Raw genomic sequence first — 17,670 nt, 5'->3', positions numbered from 1 at the left:
AGCGTGTGTTTTATATTCTATTAAAATAAATTACTATATCTATTAAAATATTTCGATAGCCTAAAAGAAGAACTCATCCCATAAAATGGGTATTGAAAACGCATTCATTTCCTCTAAAGCACTAAAGTAAATTATACTAAAAAGTATTGCAAAAATAGAAAAAATTCTTTCTATTATTTAAAATCTGTTATATAATGAAACCATCAAGGACTAAAGGGGGAAATTTATGGAAGCTTTTGTAAACTGGCTTAATGACATTATTTGGAGCCAAGCACTTATCTATTTATGTTTAGGAGTAGGTTTGTTTTATTCAATCACAACAAGATTTCTTCAAGTAAGACACATGAAAGACATTTTTAAACTTATGTTTAAAGGGGAAAAATCAGAAGCCGGGATTTCTTCCTTTCAAGCATTAACACTTGCATTATCAGGCCGTGTCGGTACCGGTAATATTGCCGGTGTTGCGACAGCTATTGCCTTTGGGGGCCCAGGTGCTGTTTTCTGGATGTGGGTAATGGCATTCTTGGGAGCGGGTTCCGCATTTATTGAATCTGCTTTAGGGCAAGTGTATAAAACAAAGCAAGATGGCCTATTCCGCGGCGGCCCTGCCTTCTATATTGAAAAAGGGCTAAATATTAAGTGGTATGCTGTATTATTTGCGATCGTTACTGTTATCGCTACAGGATTCCTATTGCCTGGTGTTCAGGCAAATAGTATTGCGCTTAGTGTTGAAAACGCTTTCGGTATTAGCCCGGCGATTACGGGAGCCCTTATTGTGGTTCTGCTTGCCTCCATTATTTTTGGCGGTGTTAAACGGATTGCTCGTGTTGCTGAGCTTGTAGTACCTTTCATGGCCTTAGGTTATATTTTAGTAGCTTTAATCATTACTTTCATGAATATTGGTGAATTGCCTCACGTTCTTAAGCTGATTTTCTCAAGCGCTTTCGGTGCTGATGCAGCGTTTGGCGGTATCCTGGGTGCTGCGATTTCATGGGGAGTTAAACGTGGTATCTATTCCAATGAAGCAGGGCAAGGTACCGGACCGCATGCTGCGGCCGCAGCTGAAGTTTCACATCCTGCAAAACAAGGAATTGTGCAAGCGTTTTCGGTTTATGTTGATACACTGTTGGTATGTTCAGCGACAGCTTTCATGATACTGATTACCGGCATGTATAATGTTACACCTGAAGGAAAAACAGCCATTGTTAATAATCTTGGCGACATGCAGCCTGGGCCTGGTTATACCCAATCTGCTGTTGAAGCTGTAATGCCTGGCTTTGGCGCGCCATTTGTAGCACTTTCACTGTTTTTCTTTGCGTTTACCACGATTATGGCCTATTACTATATGGCAGAGACGAATCTTGCCTATATTAATCGAGGTGCCAAACGTCCATGGACAGGATTACTGTTAAAGATTGTAATTTGCGCGATGGTATACTACGGAAGCGTTAAGACTGCGGCTCTAGCTTGGGCCTTAGGGGACGTTGGTGTTGGAAGTATGGCTTGGTTAAATATTATCGCGATTCTTCTCCTCACAAAACCTGCCCTTAAAGTCCTTAAAGACTATGAAGCGCAGCTAAAAGCCGGTAAGGACCCGGTATTCGACCCAGTTAAACTAGGTATAAAAAATGCTGACTTCTGGGAGAATGAATATAATCCTATTAAAGAAGAAAAGACTGGTTGATTAGTAAAGCAATTTTTTATAAGACTGACTCTAATTTCGGAGTTAGTCTTTTTATTTATTAATACAAAAAAATATAACTGATCCCGCATTTAGGATCAGTTCATTTCTGTTAAATAATCATATAAATATTTTCCTATTTGACTGATTACCTGTCTGCCGCTATACTCATCTTCCAGTTTCTCCGTTAGAATCGCGGCATAGGCCGTTTTGCCCCGGTATTTAAAAATCGCACAATCATTCTCCACACCCGGCAGACTGCCTGTTTTGCTGGCGACAAAAACCTTATCAGGATCTACTCTTGCCGTCAGTTTATCATGGAACTGCTGATAATTCATCATCGTTAATGCAAGCGTTCGACTCTCTTCTGACAAGTACTCCCCTTCATTAATCACTTTAAGACAGATAATCAAATCGGAAGCACAAGTTATGTTGTTAAGTCCTCGTTTAACAGCAGCAAAATCCATCATTTTTCGTTGTAGTGCTGTTTTTTGTAATCCCAGGGTTTCCATTGTCTTGTTAATTGAATCCAGTCCTAGTAAATCGATTATCATATTTGTTGCTGTATTGTCCGAAACAGTAATCATCAAGGTCAAGAGGTCTTTAACCGACATGGAAGATTGGTCAGAAAGCGCCTGTAGAACTCCTGAGCCCCCCACCCTCTCACGAATGGGGAGCATATCGTTCAAGGTTATTGTTCCGTTTTCAGCCTGTCTAAGCCCTTCGATTAATATCGGAACCTTAATGACACTTGCGGACGGAAAAACTTCCTCATTATGATAATAAAAACACTCATTGTCTATTTCAATAGCAACGCCGGCCTTCCCTTTTATACCAGCCAAGACAGTCATTATTTCTTTTTTAATTTTCAACATCTCTACCTCGAGGCAGCAACTTGCGAATAATCCTGCCCGCTGGTTTTATGATTGTCGTATAAATGGCAGGCAACAAAATGCTGCTCGTGAACCTCCAGCCATTTTGGTTTTTCCAACCCGCAAACCTCCATGGCCACAGGGCAGCGTGTTCTAAATACGCAGCCGCTTGGCGGGTTAATCGGACTAGGGATTTCCCCTTTTAAGATAATCCGTTCACGTTTATCCTCCACATCCGGGTCGGGAATCGGAATCGCTGAAAGCAATGCCTGGGTATACGGGTGCATTGGATTTTGGTAAAGTTCATTACTAGATGTCAGCTCGACTAAATGCCCTAAATACATTACACCAATCCGGTCGCTGATTTGTTTCACCATCGAAAGATCATGAGCGATGAACAGATAGGTCAACCCTTTCTCACGTTGCAGCCGCTTCAGCAAGTTCACAACCTGTGCTTGAACGGACACATCTAATGCGGAAATTGGCTCATCAGCGATAATGAATTCCGGGTCCAGCGCAAGGGCTCGGGCAATTCCGATCCGCTGGCGCTGGCCGCCGCTAAACTCATGGGGATAGCGGTTTGCATGGTCCTTATGCAGGCCAACATCCTCCAATAATTGATAAACACGCTTCAATTGGTCCTGCTTATTCGAAAACATCCCGTGAACTTCCATTGGTTCCGAAATAATTTCACTAACCGTTGACCTTGGATTAAGCGATGCATACGGATCTTGAAATATCATTTGCATTTGCCGGTGAAAAGCAAAGCGTTCTTTTTGATTAAGGTTATGAATGTTTTTTCCGTTAAAAATCACTTCACCATCTGTCCGGTCATAAAGACCAATAATCGTTCTTCCGGCGGTAGACTTTCCACAGCCGGACTCACCGACAATCCCAAAGGTTTCCCCTTTATTAACATGGAAAGTAACACCATCAACCGCTTTTAAAATTTCATCGTTGCCAAGGTGAAAATGCTTTTTTAAATTGCTTACTTGTAATAATGGTTTATTCTCCATCCTTACGCCTCCGTCTCGAGCCAATAGCGTCGTGCTGCACAAAGCTCTTGTTCATAAATCGTTCCGGCTAAAGGAATAATTTCGATGGTTTTGCCGGTATTGGGCGAGTGAAGCAATTTGCCATCGCCATAATAGATTCCCACATGGTGAATCCGCCCTTTCCCCTCCTCATAAGCAAAGAATAAAAGATCTCCCGGTTTTAAGCCTGAATGGATATCCACCTGTTTCCCGGCATTTGCTTGATCATGGGCATCACGGGGAATCGTATAGCCGTTTGCCTTGCACATAGAGTAGCTAAAGCCTGAGCAGTCGTAGCCATAGCTGCTCATCCCGCCCCAAAGGTATGGAAGGCCAAGGAATTGTTCCCCGGCAGCCACGATATCACTGCCTGTTCCTTTATACCTGTCCACAAGAGATTCGCAGACTACTATATGTTCCCAAGCCAGCCCCCCTTGTCCCCCATCAGGTGTCTTCACAATCACTTTGTCGTCTTCCTCTCGTAAGAGCGGCAGGATTGTTTGAAAAGAAAGCTCTAAATCCTTTTCCTGATGTAATCTTGCTTTTGTTTTTGTAACAACCACCACTGGTCCTACTTGGATGTTCCAGTCTGGCTTACTTTGTACTAACTGGGCTTTAGGAACCCAGCCAGGATACCCTATTTCATTTTTAGAAGATGGCTGTTCCGGCACGATGACATGTGCCCATTCATCTTTTTCCCCCACCAACAGCACTTCCTGGCCATATAGAACCTGTGTTTGGACTAGGTTATCTTCACAAAGCCCCAATCTTGTTTCGTAAGTCAAATGATGTAACCAAGATGAAATATCAGCCGGGTTTGTCACCGCATCCCAATCTATTTCTCTAGCAGAATCATAAGATGTCCAAACGGTAGCGACCGGAACATTTACCAGATATTTATCCATGTAAAACTCTCCCCTCAACATTAACCTGCTTAATCCCAAGCCCTGGTTCCTCTGAAAGCGTAATAAACCGCTGATGATATTGAATTCCCCCGTCAATAATATTTTTCGAAAGCATCAACGGCGCATCAAAATCGTAACGGGTTATATTTTGCTTACTGGCAGCAAAGTGAGCGGCAGCTGTAATCCCAAGATGAGTTTCGATCATACTGCCCACCATGCATTCCACCCCGCATGTTTCCGCTAATTGATTAATAATCTGTGCTTGATAGATTCCGCCTGCCTTCATCAGCTTAATATTTATTAAATCAGCGCTTCTCGTTTTCAACACTTGAAATGCCTGCTTTGGTGTAAACACACTCTCATCTGCCATAATCAAGGTTTCTACATTGTCAGTGACCTGTTTTAACCCTTCAATATCGTCCGCTTTCACTGGCTGTTCCACCAGCTCAATATTTAAACCACTGTCCTCAAGCTTTCGGATGGCTCTTACGGCATCCTTCGGGGCCCATCCTTGGTTCGCATCAAGGCGGATTTTAATTCCGCTGCCCACACGTTTTCTGATTTCTTTAATTCGTTCGATGTCGGTGGCAATATCGTCTTTTCCAACCTTTACCTTTAGGACATTAAAGCCTTGTTGAGTATAGGAAACTGCATCATCACCCATCTCTTCCGGCCCATTCACACTGACAGTAAAATCAGTCTCTAATTCTCTTTTGTGACCGCCGAGAAATTGATAAAGGGGCAGCTTACAATATTGTGAGAGGCAGTCATACAATGCCATATCAACAGCTGCCTTGGCGCTAGAATTCCCAACTAATATCGTTTTAAGCCCTTGAAAAATAAATTCATAGTTTATCAGGTTTTTATTTTTTAAAAATGGCGCAATCACATCCTTAATGGCAAATTCAATGCTGCTCATACTATCACCGGTAATCACAACGGTTGGAGGTGCCTCTCCCCAGCCGATGATCCCGTTATCACAGGTTATTTTAACAATCACAGACTCTGCCACCGTAACGGTTCGCAATGCTGTTTTAAAAGGCTTTATCAGTGGGACGGCCGCTTTATATGTTTCGATTTGTTCAATCTTCATGATTTATCATTCCTTTACATGATGCCGGAATCGACAATAAGTCTTTTTTCAAATGTGTTTAACCTTGCCTCAACTCCGAAGGGAATTGCAATATGTGGATTGCAATGGCCGATTTGCAGCCCTTTTAGTGCCGGTTTTTTAGCAAGCTTAACATAATGTTCAATGACTTCATCGAGCGTTAATGATAAGTTTCGTTTTGGAAGACAATCGCAGAAATCGCCGATTAAAATGCCGCTTGCGTCGGCAAGCTTTCCGGCCATGTACAGCTGATTCAGCATTCTGTCAACTGCACGCGGTTCCTCATTTACATCTTCAATAAATAAAAGCTTATCCTTCGTATCAATTTCAAATTTTGTTCCTAGTGTACTTACAAGAAGAGAAAGATTTCCACCGACAAGCTGACCGCTTACATTCCCTTCAATTAACACCTCTAATGAAGAAATTTGTTCCGTATAGGATAATTTTGTTGGCTGAAATAATTGCGAGAATCCTTCTTTTGATAATAGATGGGTGTCCTCCTTACCAATGTCCGACCCTAACATTGGGCCGTGGAAGGTAACCAGCCCCGTTTCCTGTCTGAATGCGGTATGTAAAAAAGTAATATCACTGTAGCCCCAGAAGATTTTCGGGTTATTCCGGATGATTTCATAATCAATATAAGGGGTAATTCTGCCGGTACCGTAGCCGCCGCAGGCACAAATAATCGCTTTGACCTCTTGGTCGAGAAACATTTGATGCAAATCGTCAAGGCGCTCTTGATCTGTCCCTGCCAGATAGCCGTTAATTCTTTCCACACTCTTGCCTTTTTTAACGTTTAATCCAAGCTCGGTTAAAAACTGAATCCCCCGTTCAAGGTTTTCAAGATTTGGCGGGCTTGCCGGGGCAATCACCCCTACAGTATCCCCTTGTTTTAAGCGGTTTGGTTTCACAAATGTCATCATACGCACCCCTTTCTTATTCCATTATATGTGGATAAAAGGGATGTTCAGTACGAACACCCCTTCATCAAATTATTTCTTATCTGCCCACTTAAGTTCTAGATAACCTACAGGGTGACGGACGATGCCAGAGACATCTTTATTTTGTAAATATACTTGGTTGTAGAAATGAATCGGAACGATTGGTGCAGCATCTAACAAGATTTTTTCTGCCTTATACATCATTTCGTAACGTTTCTTTTCATCTTTCTCATGCTTAGCTTCTTTAATCATTTTGTCAAATTCAGCATTGCTCCAGCCAGTACGGTTCATCGGTGAGCCAGTAATAAAGTTTTCTAAGAAGTTGATTGGGTCTGCATAGTCAGCAAGGAACGAGCTTCGTGAAAATTGGAACTTCAGTGCTTTCTGATCAGTTGCAAATACACTTGATTCCATATTGGCAAGCTTCACATCAACACCTAGGTTTTCCTTAAACATCTGCTGCAGGGCTTCAGCAATCTTCTTATGAGTATCAAGCGTGTTATATGTTAATGTTACTTCAGGAAGCTTCTTGTAATCTTCCTCTTCCATTCCTTTTTTCAATAGTTCTTTTGCCTTCGCTACATCAGTCTTAATTAAATCGCCGCTATGCTCACGGAAGTCATTTCCTTCAGGGTCCTTAAAGCCGTAAGAGACGAAGCCGTAAGCAGGCTTTTCTTGATTTTTCGTTACCAGTTCAACCATTTGCTTTTGATCAATTGCTAATGCGAATGCCTTGCGGATATTTTCGTTTTGGAAAGGTTCCTTTGTTACGTTAAAACGATAGAAATAAAGACCTGCTTGATCCTCAACCTTTACGTCTCCTTCTTTAAATAGCTTATCTGCTAATTCAGAAGGGACATCAGAAGTATCAAGCTCGCCAGTTGTATACATTTGGTATTCGGTATTGGCGTCATCCACCATAGCCCAGTGAACTTTATCCAACTTAACATTGTTTACATCCCAATATTGATCATTTTTTACCATCGTAAAATCACTGTCATGATTCCATTCAGATAATTTGAAAGGACCATTGCTTACGTAGGTACTTGCTTCGTTAAACCATTTTGGATTTTCCTTTGCAACACCCTCATTAATTGGGAAGAAGCATGGATTGGCAATTACGCTTAAGAAATAAGCCTGCGGACTGACAAGTGTTACTTCAAACGTTTTTTTGTCTACTGCCTTGACCTTGACATCGTCGGCAGAGCCTTTTCCATTGTTATACTCCTCGCCGCCTTGAATGAAATAACCTAAAAATGCGGCTGATGAACCAGTATTCGGATCCAATAGACGTTTCCAGGCATAGACGAAATCATCTGCCGTTACATCATCACCATTTGACCATTTAGCATTTTCACGGAGATGGAACGTATACGTTTTCCCGTCCTCGGAAAGATCCCATTTTTCAGCAATAGCTGCTTGAGGCTGATGATTTTCATCCAATCGGGTAAGCCCTTCCATAATATTGTTCAAGGCATTCCAGGAAACAGCATCAAAACCAATGGGCGGATCCAAGGAGGTCGGTTCTTGTCCATTATTTAGGTATAAGACCTTCTCAGTCTTCTTCTCCTCCTTCTTCCCTTTGCCATCATCCTTCGGTTCACTGCCTGCATCCTTGTTTGCTGTACAAGCAGCTAATGATAACACCAGCATGACAGCAGCTAACAAAATCGTAAGCTTTTTCATGATTTTCCCCCTCATAAAAGTTTTTTTATATTAATAGGTTGAAACCAATTTCTTTGCCCGTTCATCCTGCAGCCAGCAATCGACTTGATGATGATTGCTCAAGTATGTTTTAAGCGGGTAAACGCGATCGCACACTTCCATGGCATACGGACATCGGGCGGCAAAGGCACAGCCAACCGGCGGTGAAAATAAATCAGGAGGTGTCCCTGGGATCGGAATTAAATCCCCCTTCTTCATATCCAATCTCGGTACAGACTGCAGCAGACCTCTCGTATACGGGTGCTGCGGCTGGTAAAAAATTTCCCGCCTTGTTCCAAGTTCCACAATTTTACCGGCATACATGACCGCAATCCGGTCAGCCACCTGGGCCACTACGCCCAAATCATGGGTAATTAATACGATTGAAACTCCGGTTTTCTTTTGAATATCCCGGAATAATTCCAAAATTTGCGCTTGAATTGTAACATCCAATGCAGTTGTCGGTTCATCGGCGATTAGTACATCAGGCTCGCATACGAGTGCCATAGCAATCACAATTCGCTGCCGCATCCCGCCGCTAAACTGATGGGGATACTGCTTAAGGCGGATTTCCGGATTCGGAATTCCGACGAGCGAAAGCATCTCAATCGCTTTGCGTTTGGCTTCGTCACGTGAAACTTTCTCGTGCTGCCTAATTCCTTCCATAATCTGTTCGCCAATTGTAATCGTTGGATTTAATGCTGTCATTGGATCCTGAAAAATCATCGAGATATTTGCCCCGCGGATTTTTCTTATTTCAGTCTCCTTCATCTTAATTAAATCCATATTTTTAAAAATAATCTCCCCGCCTGTAATCCTGCCGGGCGGTTCCGGAATCAGTCTCATTATCGTTTGCGAGGTGACACTTTTTCCACAGCCGGACTCGCCGACAATCGCCAATGTCTCACCTTTATGCAAGTCAAAGTTTACGCCGCGGACAGCTTTAACTTCGCCGCCATATGTTGAAAAGGATACGTGTAGGTCCCTAACCTGAAGGATTTTTTCCATGCTGCTACCTCCTCAACTTTGGATCCAGGGCATCCTGAAGCCCGTCACCTAAAACATTAAATGCGAACATAGTTAATGAAATAAACAATGTTGGGAAGAACAAACGCCACCAATAGCCTGATAGAATGGTAGATAACCCGTCATTGGCCATTACTCCCCAGCTGGCATGCGGTGCTTGAATTCCAAGTCCGATAAAGCTTAAAAATGCTTCGGCAAAGATGGCAGAAGGAATGGTCAATGTCATTTGGACAATGATCGGACCCATCGTGTTTGGCAATAGGTTTTTCCTTATGATTCTTGATGTTTTTGTTCCAAACGTCTGGGAAGCAAGAACGAATTCATAGTTTTTAATTTGCAGTACCTGCCCGCGGACAATCCGCGCCATCCCTACCCAGCCCGTTATTGAGAGTGCTAGAATAATTGTCGTTAAGCCTGGGCCTATTACGACCATCACAAGAATAACTACTAGTAAATATGGCAATCCATATAAAATTTCCACAATCCGCATCATCAAATTATCGGTCCTGCCGCCTTTATACCCGGCGACCCCACCATAAACAACCCCGATTAAAAAATCAATCAGTGCCGCCATTAATCCGACAAATAAGGATATTCTTGCTCCATAGCATGTCCTTGTAAATACATCCCTGCCTAGGTCATCTGTACCAAACCAATACTTGCTTGAAGGAGGAAGGTTTTGCTGCGTCAATTTTTGCGTTTCAACTGAATATGGTGAAAACATTGGCCCAAAAATAGCGAGCAGCGCAAGGAATATCAGGAAGATTAGACCGGCCATCGCTAACTTATTTTTCAACAGCCTATTCCAAGAGTCCTTCCAATATGACAAGCTTGGTCTGACAACCGCCTCTGCTTCTTTGTGATCGCGGACTTTCGGGACAAACCATTCATCCGGTATTTCAGGCGAAATAACCCATTCTTCCTGTTTACGTAATTCCACTTATTTCGCCTCCTTCTTATGAAGCTTGATTCTTGGATCTAAGAATCCGTATGCTAAATCTACTAAAAATAACATTAGGATTAATAGGGCGCTGTAAAATACGGTTGTACCCATAATAACTGGATAATCACGGCTATTAATGCTGTCGACAAAGTATTTTCCCATACCGGGAATCGCAAAGATTTTTTCAATCACAAACGTACCAGTTAAAATACTAGCTGCCAGTGAACCTAGAACAGTGACGACCGGCAAAAGTGCATTTCGTAAGGCGTGCTTTATGACGATTTTTACCGGTGACAGCCCTTTTGCTTTCGCCGTTTTGATGTAGTCCTGGGTTAACACTTCCAGCATGCTGGTCCTGGTTAACCGGGCGATAATCGCCATTGGACCTGTTGCCAGTGCCAGGATCGGCAGCACCATATGCTTCGGGCTTGACCAAGTCGCAACTGGAAAAATCGGGATGTTCACCGCAAGCTGCTGAATTAACACTGTCGCCATGACAAAGTTAGGAATTGAGATGCCGAGAACAGCGATACTCATCGCCAGGTAGTCAATCCACCCGTTATGCCTCAGGGCAGCTAAAACCCCTAGGATAATTCCGGAAATTACTGCCAAAATCAACGTGTATAGTCCTAACTCAAACGATACGGGGAATCCTCTGCCAAGCAGATCATTAACCGTTTGACCTGGTTTTTTGATAGATGGGCCTAGATCGCCCTGAACCAGCGAGTTTAAATAGTTTCCGTACTGAACGATAAGGGGCTTATCCAGCTGATAATATGCTTCAAGATTTTTTTGGATATTCTCATTCGTTGTTCTTTCCTCATTAAAAGGTGATCCCGGCACCGAGTGCATTAAGAAAAATGTCCCGGTGATTATCAGCCATAACGTGATGATCATTGCTACAAGCCGTTTGATAAAATATGTATTCATCCATGACCACTTCCTAACAGAATGTTGTTCTCATTGCGAGCTCCGTCATTACCAGCATTGCTTGATAGGCTTCTAGAATATCCTTGGCATGAAAGCGGACGATGGTGGTTCCCTGTACAATTTCTGTCCCCGGCATTAAATTGGCCCATTCGGCTTCACCATAATTTGTAAATTCAATACTAAGAAGAGGTTTTTCCGGCGGTGTTAGCGGTTTCACTTTATCGCGATTTTTAATCGCCAGGGCTGTTTTTTCCTGAAGAAGCTGTCCGGCCTTGGCTGGTGTAAGAGATTTAGCAGCGGAGCGGGAGATTGCCTCCTTAACCACAGCCGTTGTAACATTTGGAATGAGTTGTTCTGCTTCTCTTGCAGCGCAGTCATCACCTGCGACCATAATCACAGGAACACCGAAATATCCAGCAACATAAGCATTAAATCCTAATTCCCCAATGGCCACATCATTTATAAACATATTGCGTACACCAAAAATCATCGAATGTGTCATCACTCCTGGCTGCGCGGCACGGGCATGATAACCGGTAAAAATCGCTCCGGAAAACGACTCGTCCAATCCCTGTACCATCGAAAAAGGCTTTACATCGCCAGTAATCAATTGTGTTTCCGGGTGCAATCTTTCTATAAGCAGATTATTCATTTTAGAATGACTGTCGTTAACGATGACTTCTTCCGCTCCTGATTTAAAAGCGGAGGTCACCACATGGTTCGCCTCATCCGTCATAATTATACGACTGCGCTCATAATTATGCTTATCAGAATCGACATGGGTATGGTCAACAAGTCCTGTTATTCCTTCCATATCAACTGAAATATATATTTTCATCGTTTTTCTCTCCCCTCTACTAAATTACTATTTTATTATAAAATAAAATGATAAATTATTCAAATTGTTCTTAAAATTCTATTTCAAAAAAGAAAAATAACTGAAACTTTTTCCCTATTCTTCCGTACATTAGTATGGTGAGATGAAATTTTTCTTGATGTAATTAACAAATTATAATTGGTATAGATGAAAGGAGAGAATAGCAATGGGGGTTACTCTTAGCAAGGGACAAAAAGTAGATTTAACCAAGTCACACCCTGGTTTGCAAAACGTTGTTGTCGGTCTCGGGTGGAATAGCAATCTCGGGGCTAATTATGATTTAGATGCTTCAGCCTTTTTATTAGGTCAAAACGGCAAAGTTCAGAGCGATCAGGATTTTGTTTTTTATAATAATCCGTCGGGCGGCGGCGGCGCGATTCTATATAGCGGGGATAACCGAATTGGGTCTGGGGCGCAGGATGCGGAACAAATACGGATCAATTTAAATAGCGTTCCAGCTCATATCCACCGGGTTGCCTTTACGATTACCATTCACGATGCCCAAGCAAAACGGCAAAATTTTGGACAAGTATCAGATTCTTATGTTCGGATTTTTAATGAACAAACGGGTGAAGAACTATTACGCTACAACTTAGGTATGGATTTTACGGTGGAAACAGCGATTGTTGCTGCAGAAATTTACCGTCATAACGGAGAGTGGAAATTTAATGCAATTGGCAGCGGATTTCAGGGTGGCTTAGCGGCCTTATGCGGAAACTTTGGAGTGACAGTAGATGACCCTCCTGCAGGCACTGCTTCAGCGACGCCAAGTTACCAGCAATATCAACCATCTAATGTTCAATCTGGTAATCAGCAGAATCAACAGACTCATTACCAGCAAAATCGGAATATGAAACCATCCTATCAGCAGAATTCTGGCTCATACAGCCCTAACCAGCAATCTCAAGGCACGTATGACCCATATCGTCAAAGCCAAAGCGGACAGCCTGGTTATCAACAGCCGGTGCACTTGCAGCCTGATCCGTCTTATACACAGCCTGCTTATGGATACCCGGGGGCAGCGTCTCCTTCCGTCCAACATAATAATAGTACTTATAGCGGTGATGACATTATTTGCCCGCGCTGTCATTCTTCCAACGTCCGAACAGGGAAGAAAGGGTTTGGCTTAGGAAAGGCAGCGATTGGCGGCTTAATTCTTGGTCCGGTTGGACTGCTCGGGGGCTTTATCGGTAAAAATCAATTGAAATTCACCTGCAATAGCTGCGGCAGCACTTGGTCGCCGTCACAGACTGATTATGCCGAATGGGCCAATAATCAAAAAAGAAAAGCGCAAGGATTATTTAGTCGTTATAAGAGTCAAGATGTGCTTGATGCGGTGGTCGCCGCTTGTGCATTAGTGGCGATGGCAGATGGGTACTTGGATGCGTCAGAACGGCAAAAGATGATTGAATTTGTCCACCAAAGTGAAGAATTACGAGTATTTGACACTACGAAAGTAATCCAACGGTTTAATCTCTTTGTATCACGAATTGAAAATGATCGTGTGGTCGGCCGTGCCGAGTCCTTCCGTGCCCTTGGTAGAATTAGATCGAAGCCGGATATCGCAAGGCTGGTGGCCCGTTATTGTATCGCTATCGGCTATGCGGACGGTAACTTTGACCATAGTGAGAAACAAACGGTTGTCGATATTTGCCACGAGCTTGGATTAAATCCTGCGGAATTTTTGTCGTAATACAATGAAAGCCTCGATTCCTATTTGAATTGGAATTGAGGCTTTTACTTTTTTTACTGCCACACCCGCTTGTTTTCCACCCTTTTCGTTAATCCTTTTGCATCCAATCGTTCTAGGAATGGAATCATATATTTCCGGGACAGTCCCAATATATCCTTTGCTTCTCCAACCTCAAACTCTGAACCTGTGTTACCGCGCAGTTTCGTTACCGTTTCGTTAAACACATCGCCAAAATAAGCAAATTGATCATCGAGCATCACGATGAGTCCCTGATCCTCCAAGAATCGGCGTAAATCCATTTCCAACTGGTCGGGGATTCCCGCAGCGGTAAAATAATCCTTCAAATAACGAACTTTTAAATCATCCTTTTTCAAATCCGCTAACATATTCTCCGTCCGTTTTGCCCAGCTTTTTGGAACATGCGGAATGAACTCTGCCAAAGAAACAAATTGCCCTTTCCGTTTAAAAACTTGATTTGCAATCCCATTTTCGATCACGTAATCTAAAAGATTTTTCGGGAATTTTTTTTGCATCGTTTGAAGCAGCTCCGCTTTGTTCACCCCGGCTTTAAGCGAGTGTTGAAGATGGAACTCCTGCAGACGGTCAATGAGATCCTCTTCAATTGAATCAATGATCACCCGAAGCGTGTATTCTTTCCCATTGTATAGTACGAATTCCCCGTCAAGAAGCTGGTCTGCTATTACCGCTTCATCAATTGCGGTCCGTTTAATTAACTCATCAAGCGACAGGCTTTTGGCCTCCAATAAAGCAGCGGTAATCCGCTCTTTTGGCGAACCGACCTTTTTCTTTTCCAGCTCTTCAATGGTTTGATTACCGAAGCGGTATTTGTCACCTCTTGGGTCTATTACCCAGCCGCCGCCAATTGTTTCCTGCGGGCTTGGCCTCCGTAAAATGAAGCGGTCGCCGCGCTTCGTCAAAATCTCTTCCTCAAGCCTGAGCTGGCATAAAATTTCACCATTTTCCGCTTTCACCTCATTGCGGTCGAAAAATACAATCCTGCCCATTACTTCTGTTGTTCCAATATGAAGCTTGACCGGCATTCTTTGTTTGATCAAATGCTCCAGCTCATCAACAACACGGATGGCTACATCGATAATTTTCGTCACAATAAAATGCTCAGAGGAGACGACCACATCCCCGCGCTCCAAGTCTTCTTTAGAAACTCCGGAAAGATTGATTGCCGCACGCTGTCCAGCATACGCTTTTGCCGACGGCTGATGATGAACTTGAATTTGCCGGGCGCGAACTTCAAGTCCTTTAGGCATTATTTTTAACATCTGCCCTTCCTCAACTGTCCCTTCGTAAACCGTTCCTCGGACAACGGTCCCCTGCCCTTTTACGGTAAAAACCTGATCAATCGGCAAACGGAACGCGCCCTTTGCATCGCGCATTTCTTGTTCCTTCAGCGTTTTAATAATCAGCTGTTTGATTTCTTCGATTCCCTTTTTGGAAAGGCTGTCAATGAGAACAAATGGGGCGTCTCCAAATACGGTTCCGTCTAGTTCTCCTAAAATGTCATCCTTCACTAGTTCAATGAATTCTTCATCAACGCGATCTATTTTTGTAATCGCAACGATACCGTTCTTAATCCCTAAAAATTTTAAAATCTCGAGGTGTTCCCGTGTCTGCGGCATAACCCCTTCATCGGCTGCAACAACAAGGACAACAAGATCAATACCTGCGACACCGGCAATCATTTGCCTGATAAATCGTTCATGGCCGGGCACATCAATAACTGAGATTTGTAATTCGGCATCTTCATATAATGGAGCAAATCCTAGTTCGATTGAAATCTGTCGTTCTTTCTCTTCCTTTAGACGGTCTGTATCCACGTTAGTCAACGCCTTTGTCAGCGAGGTTTTTCCATGGTCAATATGTCCCGCCATGCCAATGGTAAAATATCGTTTTTCCAAGCTAGCCACCTTCTTTAACGAACTTCTCCCTTTACTGTAGCTTTTATAGGGGGATTGTTCAAGTGAACAATTCTTAATAAATATACAAATATAAAAAGCCGATTATTGTCCGTATACAATACGGCGAATAATCGGCAATCAAATCGGACTTATTTTACAGCTTTAATGGTCTTTATCTCTATTTCATCTGCAATCATTTTTTTATAACCTTTCCCCCACTCATACATAACGTCAAGTACAGGGATTAGGCTTTCTCCGAACTCCGTTAACGAATACTCTACTTTGGGAGGGACAACAGGATAAACTTTACGGTGAACAATTAAATCTTCTTCCAGTTCCCTCAATTGATTTACCAGCATTTTTTGTGTTATACCAGGCATCATCACCTTCAGCTGATTGAACCGTTTTGTTCCTTCTTTGCCAAGATGCCATAAAATCAACATTTTCCATTTACCCCCAATAATTGAAAGGGTTAGTTCCTTTTCACAGTTAAACACCTTATTACTAAAATGTCCCACTTTATAAATACCTCCTTAACATTGTTGTATTTTTCTTTTAAAATGTCGAATCTGAAAATATAAAGGTTGTGAAATAGGGATAGACTGCTATATGTACACTAACATAAATGTCAATCTAATTAATGGATCCGCTTCTTCTTTCCTCGCTTTAAAGAATCAAGGCAGCAATTAAACCACATATAAACAAAGGAATATTATAGTGCATAAACGTAGGCACACACGTATCCCAAATGTGATTGTGTCTGCCGTCAGCATTTAATCCCATCGTGGGACCAATCGTGCTGTCCGAAGCTGGTGAGCCAGCGTCTCCTAGAGCACTTGCGGTTCCGATTAACACTGCCGTTGCTAACGGAGAAAAGCCGACTGAAACACATAAAGGTACATATACTGCTGCTAAAATAGGAATCGTACCGAAAGAAGAGCCAATTCCCATTGTTACCAATAAGCCAATTAGAAGAATTGTCATAGCAGCAATTAATTTATTGTCGCCAATAAAACTCTTTGTAAGCGTCACCAATTCATTGATTGCCCCAGTATCCTTTAAGATGGTTGCATAACCCGCAGCTATTAACATAACAAAAGCAATAGTTCCCATCATTTTCATTCCATCGTCAACCAATTCATCTCCCTTAAGAAAAGGAACAGCCCGACATAAAAACATAACAATTATTCCTGTAAGTGCTCCTAACGCCAGGGAATGAGTAAAAATTTGAATGACAAGAGCTAAAAGAATAGCCATTAACGTGATGACATGCTGTTTGTTAAAGGGAATCTCTTCTAACGAGGCAGAAGTTTCCGCTAATGCCTGGGACTGTGCCAGCCCTCCTAATATTGTGCCTGTTTCTTTTTCCTTACGATAAGTGACGAACACCGCGAACAATAGCCCCGCCACCATTCCCAGACCTGGAATAATCATGCCTAATGGAATCGAGCTTATCGCAATAGACATCCCATTCGTTTTCATTTCAGTAGCTATAATTTGGTGGTACATCAATCCATAACCCGCTGGAATGACAAGATAAGGGGCTTTCAAGCCAAACGTCAGAGCTGCTGCTACTCCACGACGATCTATTTTCATTTGGTCAAACAAGTGCAGTAAAGGGGGGATTAGAATTGGAATAAAGGCAATGTGCACCGGCACCAGGTTTTGCGAAAAACAAGATAACCCCGCTATGGTTAAAAGGATCGTTCCTCGTTTGCCTTTCATGAACCTTAATAATTTATTTACCAGTATCCCAGTGATTCCGGTATATTTAATCGCAACCGCAAAAACTCCTAACAAAATAATACTTATAGCAGTTTCAGCTTGTCCGCTCATTCCTGATATGAGCAAATTCATTGAATCCATAATGGAAAGTCCCATAATTAAACCTGCGCTTAAAGCTGCTATTAAAATACTTAATAATACATTCACCCTTAACATACTTAATACAATCATCAGAAATACAGAAACTATAACTGCTATCATATTTTACCCCCTTTAATTACTTTTAATAATTAG

At 42.5% G+C, this 17,670-nt stretch carries 15 protein-coding genes; 2 read left to right on the top strand and 13 right to left on the bottom strand.

Going from position 1 to position 17,670, the window contains the following annotated elements; genetic code table 11:
- The first annotated feature begins 226 nt into the window (after positions 1-226).
- On the top strand, positions 227-1,684 hold the full coding sequence (locus A6749_RS22580; protein ID WP_066397118.1) for an alanine/glycine:cation symporter family protein: 1,458 nt from the start codon (positions 227-229) through the stop codon (positions 1,682-1,684).
- Positions 1,685-1,779: 95 nt separating this feature from the next.
- Here A6749_RS22580 and A6749_RS22575 read toward each other — a convergent pair whose 3' ends face one another.
- The 10 genes from A6749_RS22575 to A6749_RS22530 form a co-directional block, all read right to left on the bottom strand.
- Positions 1,780-2,556 carry a serine hydrolase gene (locus A6749_RS22575; protein WP_066397115.1) on the bottom strand — a complete coding sequence of 259 codons (777 nt, stop codon included), beginning with the start codon at positions 2,554-2,556 and terminating at the stop codon, positions 1,780-1,782.
- Between the two features lie 2 nt (positions 2,557-2,558).
- Positions 2,559-3,569 (bottom strand): ABC transporter ATP-binding protein, encoded by a 1,011-nt coding sequence (locus A6749_RS22570; RefSeq protein ID WP_066397106.1) that lies wholly within the window; start codon positions 3,567-3,569, stop codon positions 2,559-2,561.
- A gap of 2 nt (positions 3,570-3,571) precedes the next feature.
- Positions 3,572-4,492, bottom strand: coding sequence for a C40 family peptidase (locus A6749_RS22565; protein WP_066397102.1), 921 nt, complete (start codon positions 4,490-4,492; stop codon positions 3,572-3,574).
- The gene (locus tag A6749_RS22560; protein WP_066397096.1) at positions 4,485-5,585 is read right to left on the bottom strand and encodes a dipeptide epimerase; all 1,101 of its coding nucleotides are present in this window, start codon (positions 5,583-5,585) and stop codon (positions 4,485-4,487) included. The genes A6749_RS22565 and A6749_RS22560 overlap by 8 nt, the downstream gene beginning before the upstream one ends.
- Positions 5,586-5,599: 14 nt before the next feature.
- Positions 5,600-6,523 carry a S66 peptidase family protein gene (locus A6749_RS22555; RefSeq protein WP_066397093.1) on the bottom strand — a complete coding sequence of 308 codons (924 nt, stop codon included), beginning with the start codon at positions 6,521-6,523 and terminating at the stop codon, positions 5,600-5,602.
- 72 nt (positions 6,524-6,595) lie between these two features.
- Positions 6,596-8,230 carry a peptide ABC transporter substrate-binding protein gene (locus A6749_RS22550; RefSeq protein ID WP_066397089.1) on the bottom strand — a complete coding sequence of 545 codons (1,635 nt, stop codon included), beginning with the start codon at positions 8,228-8,230 and terminating at the stop codon, positions 6,596-6,598.
- A 30-nt stretch (positions 8,231-8,260) separates the two neighbouring features.
- Positions 8,261-9,256, bottom strand: coding sequence for an ABC transporter ATP-binding protein (locus A6749_RS22545; RefSeq protein ID WP_066397081.1), 996 nt, complete (start codon positions 9,254-9,256; stop codon positions 8,261-8,263).
- A 4-nt stretch (positions 9,257-9,260) separates the two neighbouring features.
- Positions 9,261-10,214, bottom strand: a complete 954-nt coding sequence (locus A6749_RS22540; protein WP_066397072.1) for an ABC transporter permease — start codon at positions 10,212-10,214, stop codon at positions 9,261-9,263.
- Positions 10,215-11,147: an ABC transporter permease gene (locus A6749_RS22535; protein ID WP_066397071.1), complete on the bottom strand. Its 933-nt coding sequence runs from the start codon at positions 11,145-11,147 to the stop codon at positions 10,215-10,217.
- A 13-nt stretch (positions 11,148-11,160) separates the two neighbouring features.
- Positions 11,161-11,985, bottom strand: a complete 825-nt coding sequence (locus tag A6749_RS22530) for a M55 family metallopeptidase (protein WP_066397068.1) — start codon at positions 11,983-11,985, stop codon at positions 11,161-11,163.
- A 205-nt stretch (positions 11,986-12,190) separates the two neighbouring features.
- Between A6749_RS22530 and A6749_RS29300 the strand changes: the two genes are divergently transcribed.
- On the top strand, positions 12,191-13,717 hold the full coding sequence (locus A6749_RS29300; RefSeq protein ID WP_066397065.1) for a TerD family protein: 1,527 nt from the start codon (positions 12,191-12,193) through the stop codon (positions 13,715-13,717).
- Between the two features lie 53 nt (positions 13,718-13,770).
- Here A6749_RS29300 and selB read toward each other — a convergent pair whose 3' ends face one another.
- From selB to A6749_RS22510, 3 genes are all read right to left on the bottom strand, one after another.
- A complete protein-coding gene (gene selB / locus A6749_RS22520; RefSeq protein WP_084797932.1) occupies positions 13,771-15,651 on the bottom strand; it encodes a selenocysteine-specific translation elongation factor in 1,881 nt (626 codons plus the stop codon).
- Positions 15,652-15,800: 149 nt separating this feature from the next.
- Positions 15,801-16,169 (bottom strand): winged helix-turn-helix transcriptional regulator, encoded by a 369-nt coding sequence (locus A6749_RS22515; protein ID WP_066397058.1) that lies wholly within the window; start codon positions 16,167-16,169, stop codon positions 15,801-15,803.
- Positions 16,170-16,317: 148 nt separating this feature from the next.
- The gene (locus tag A6749_RS22510) at positions 16,318-17,637 is read right to left on the bottom strand and encodes a Na+/H+ antiporter family protein (protein WP_066397052.1); all 1,320 of its coding nucleotides are present in this window, start codon (positions 17,635-17,637) and stop codon (positions 16,318-16,320) included.
- Positions 17,638-17,670: the final 33 nt, after the last annotated feature.

This window comes from Neobacillus mesonae, assembly GCF_001636315.1.
GTDB classification, from domain to species: Bacteria; Bacillota; Bacilli; order Bacillales; family Cytobacillaceae; genus Neobacillus; species Neobacillus mesonae.
Note: the sequence above shows the minus strand (reverse complement) of the source record. Positions and strands in the feature narration are given on the sequence as shown.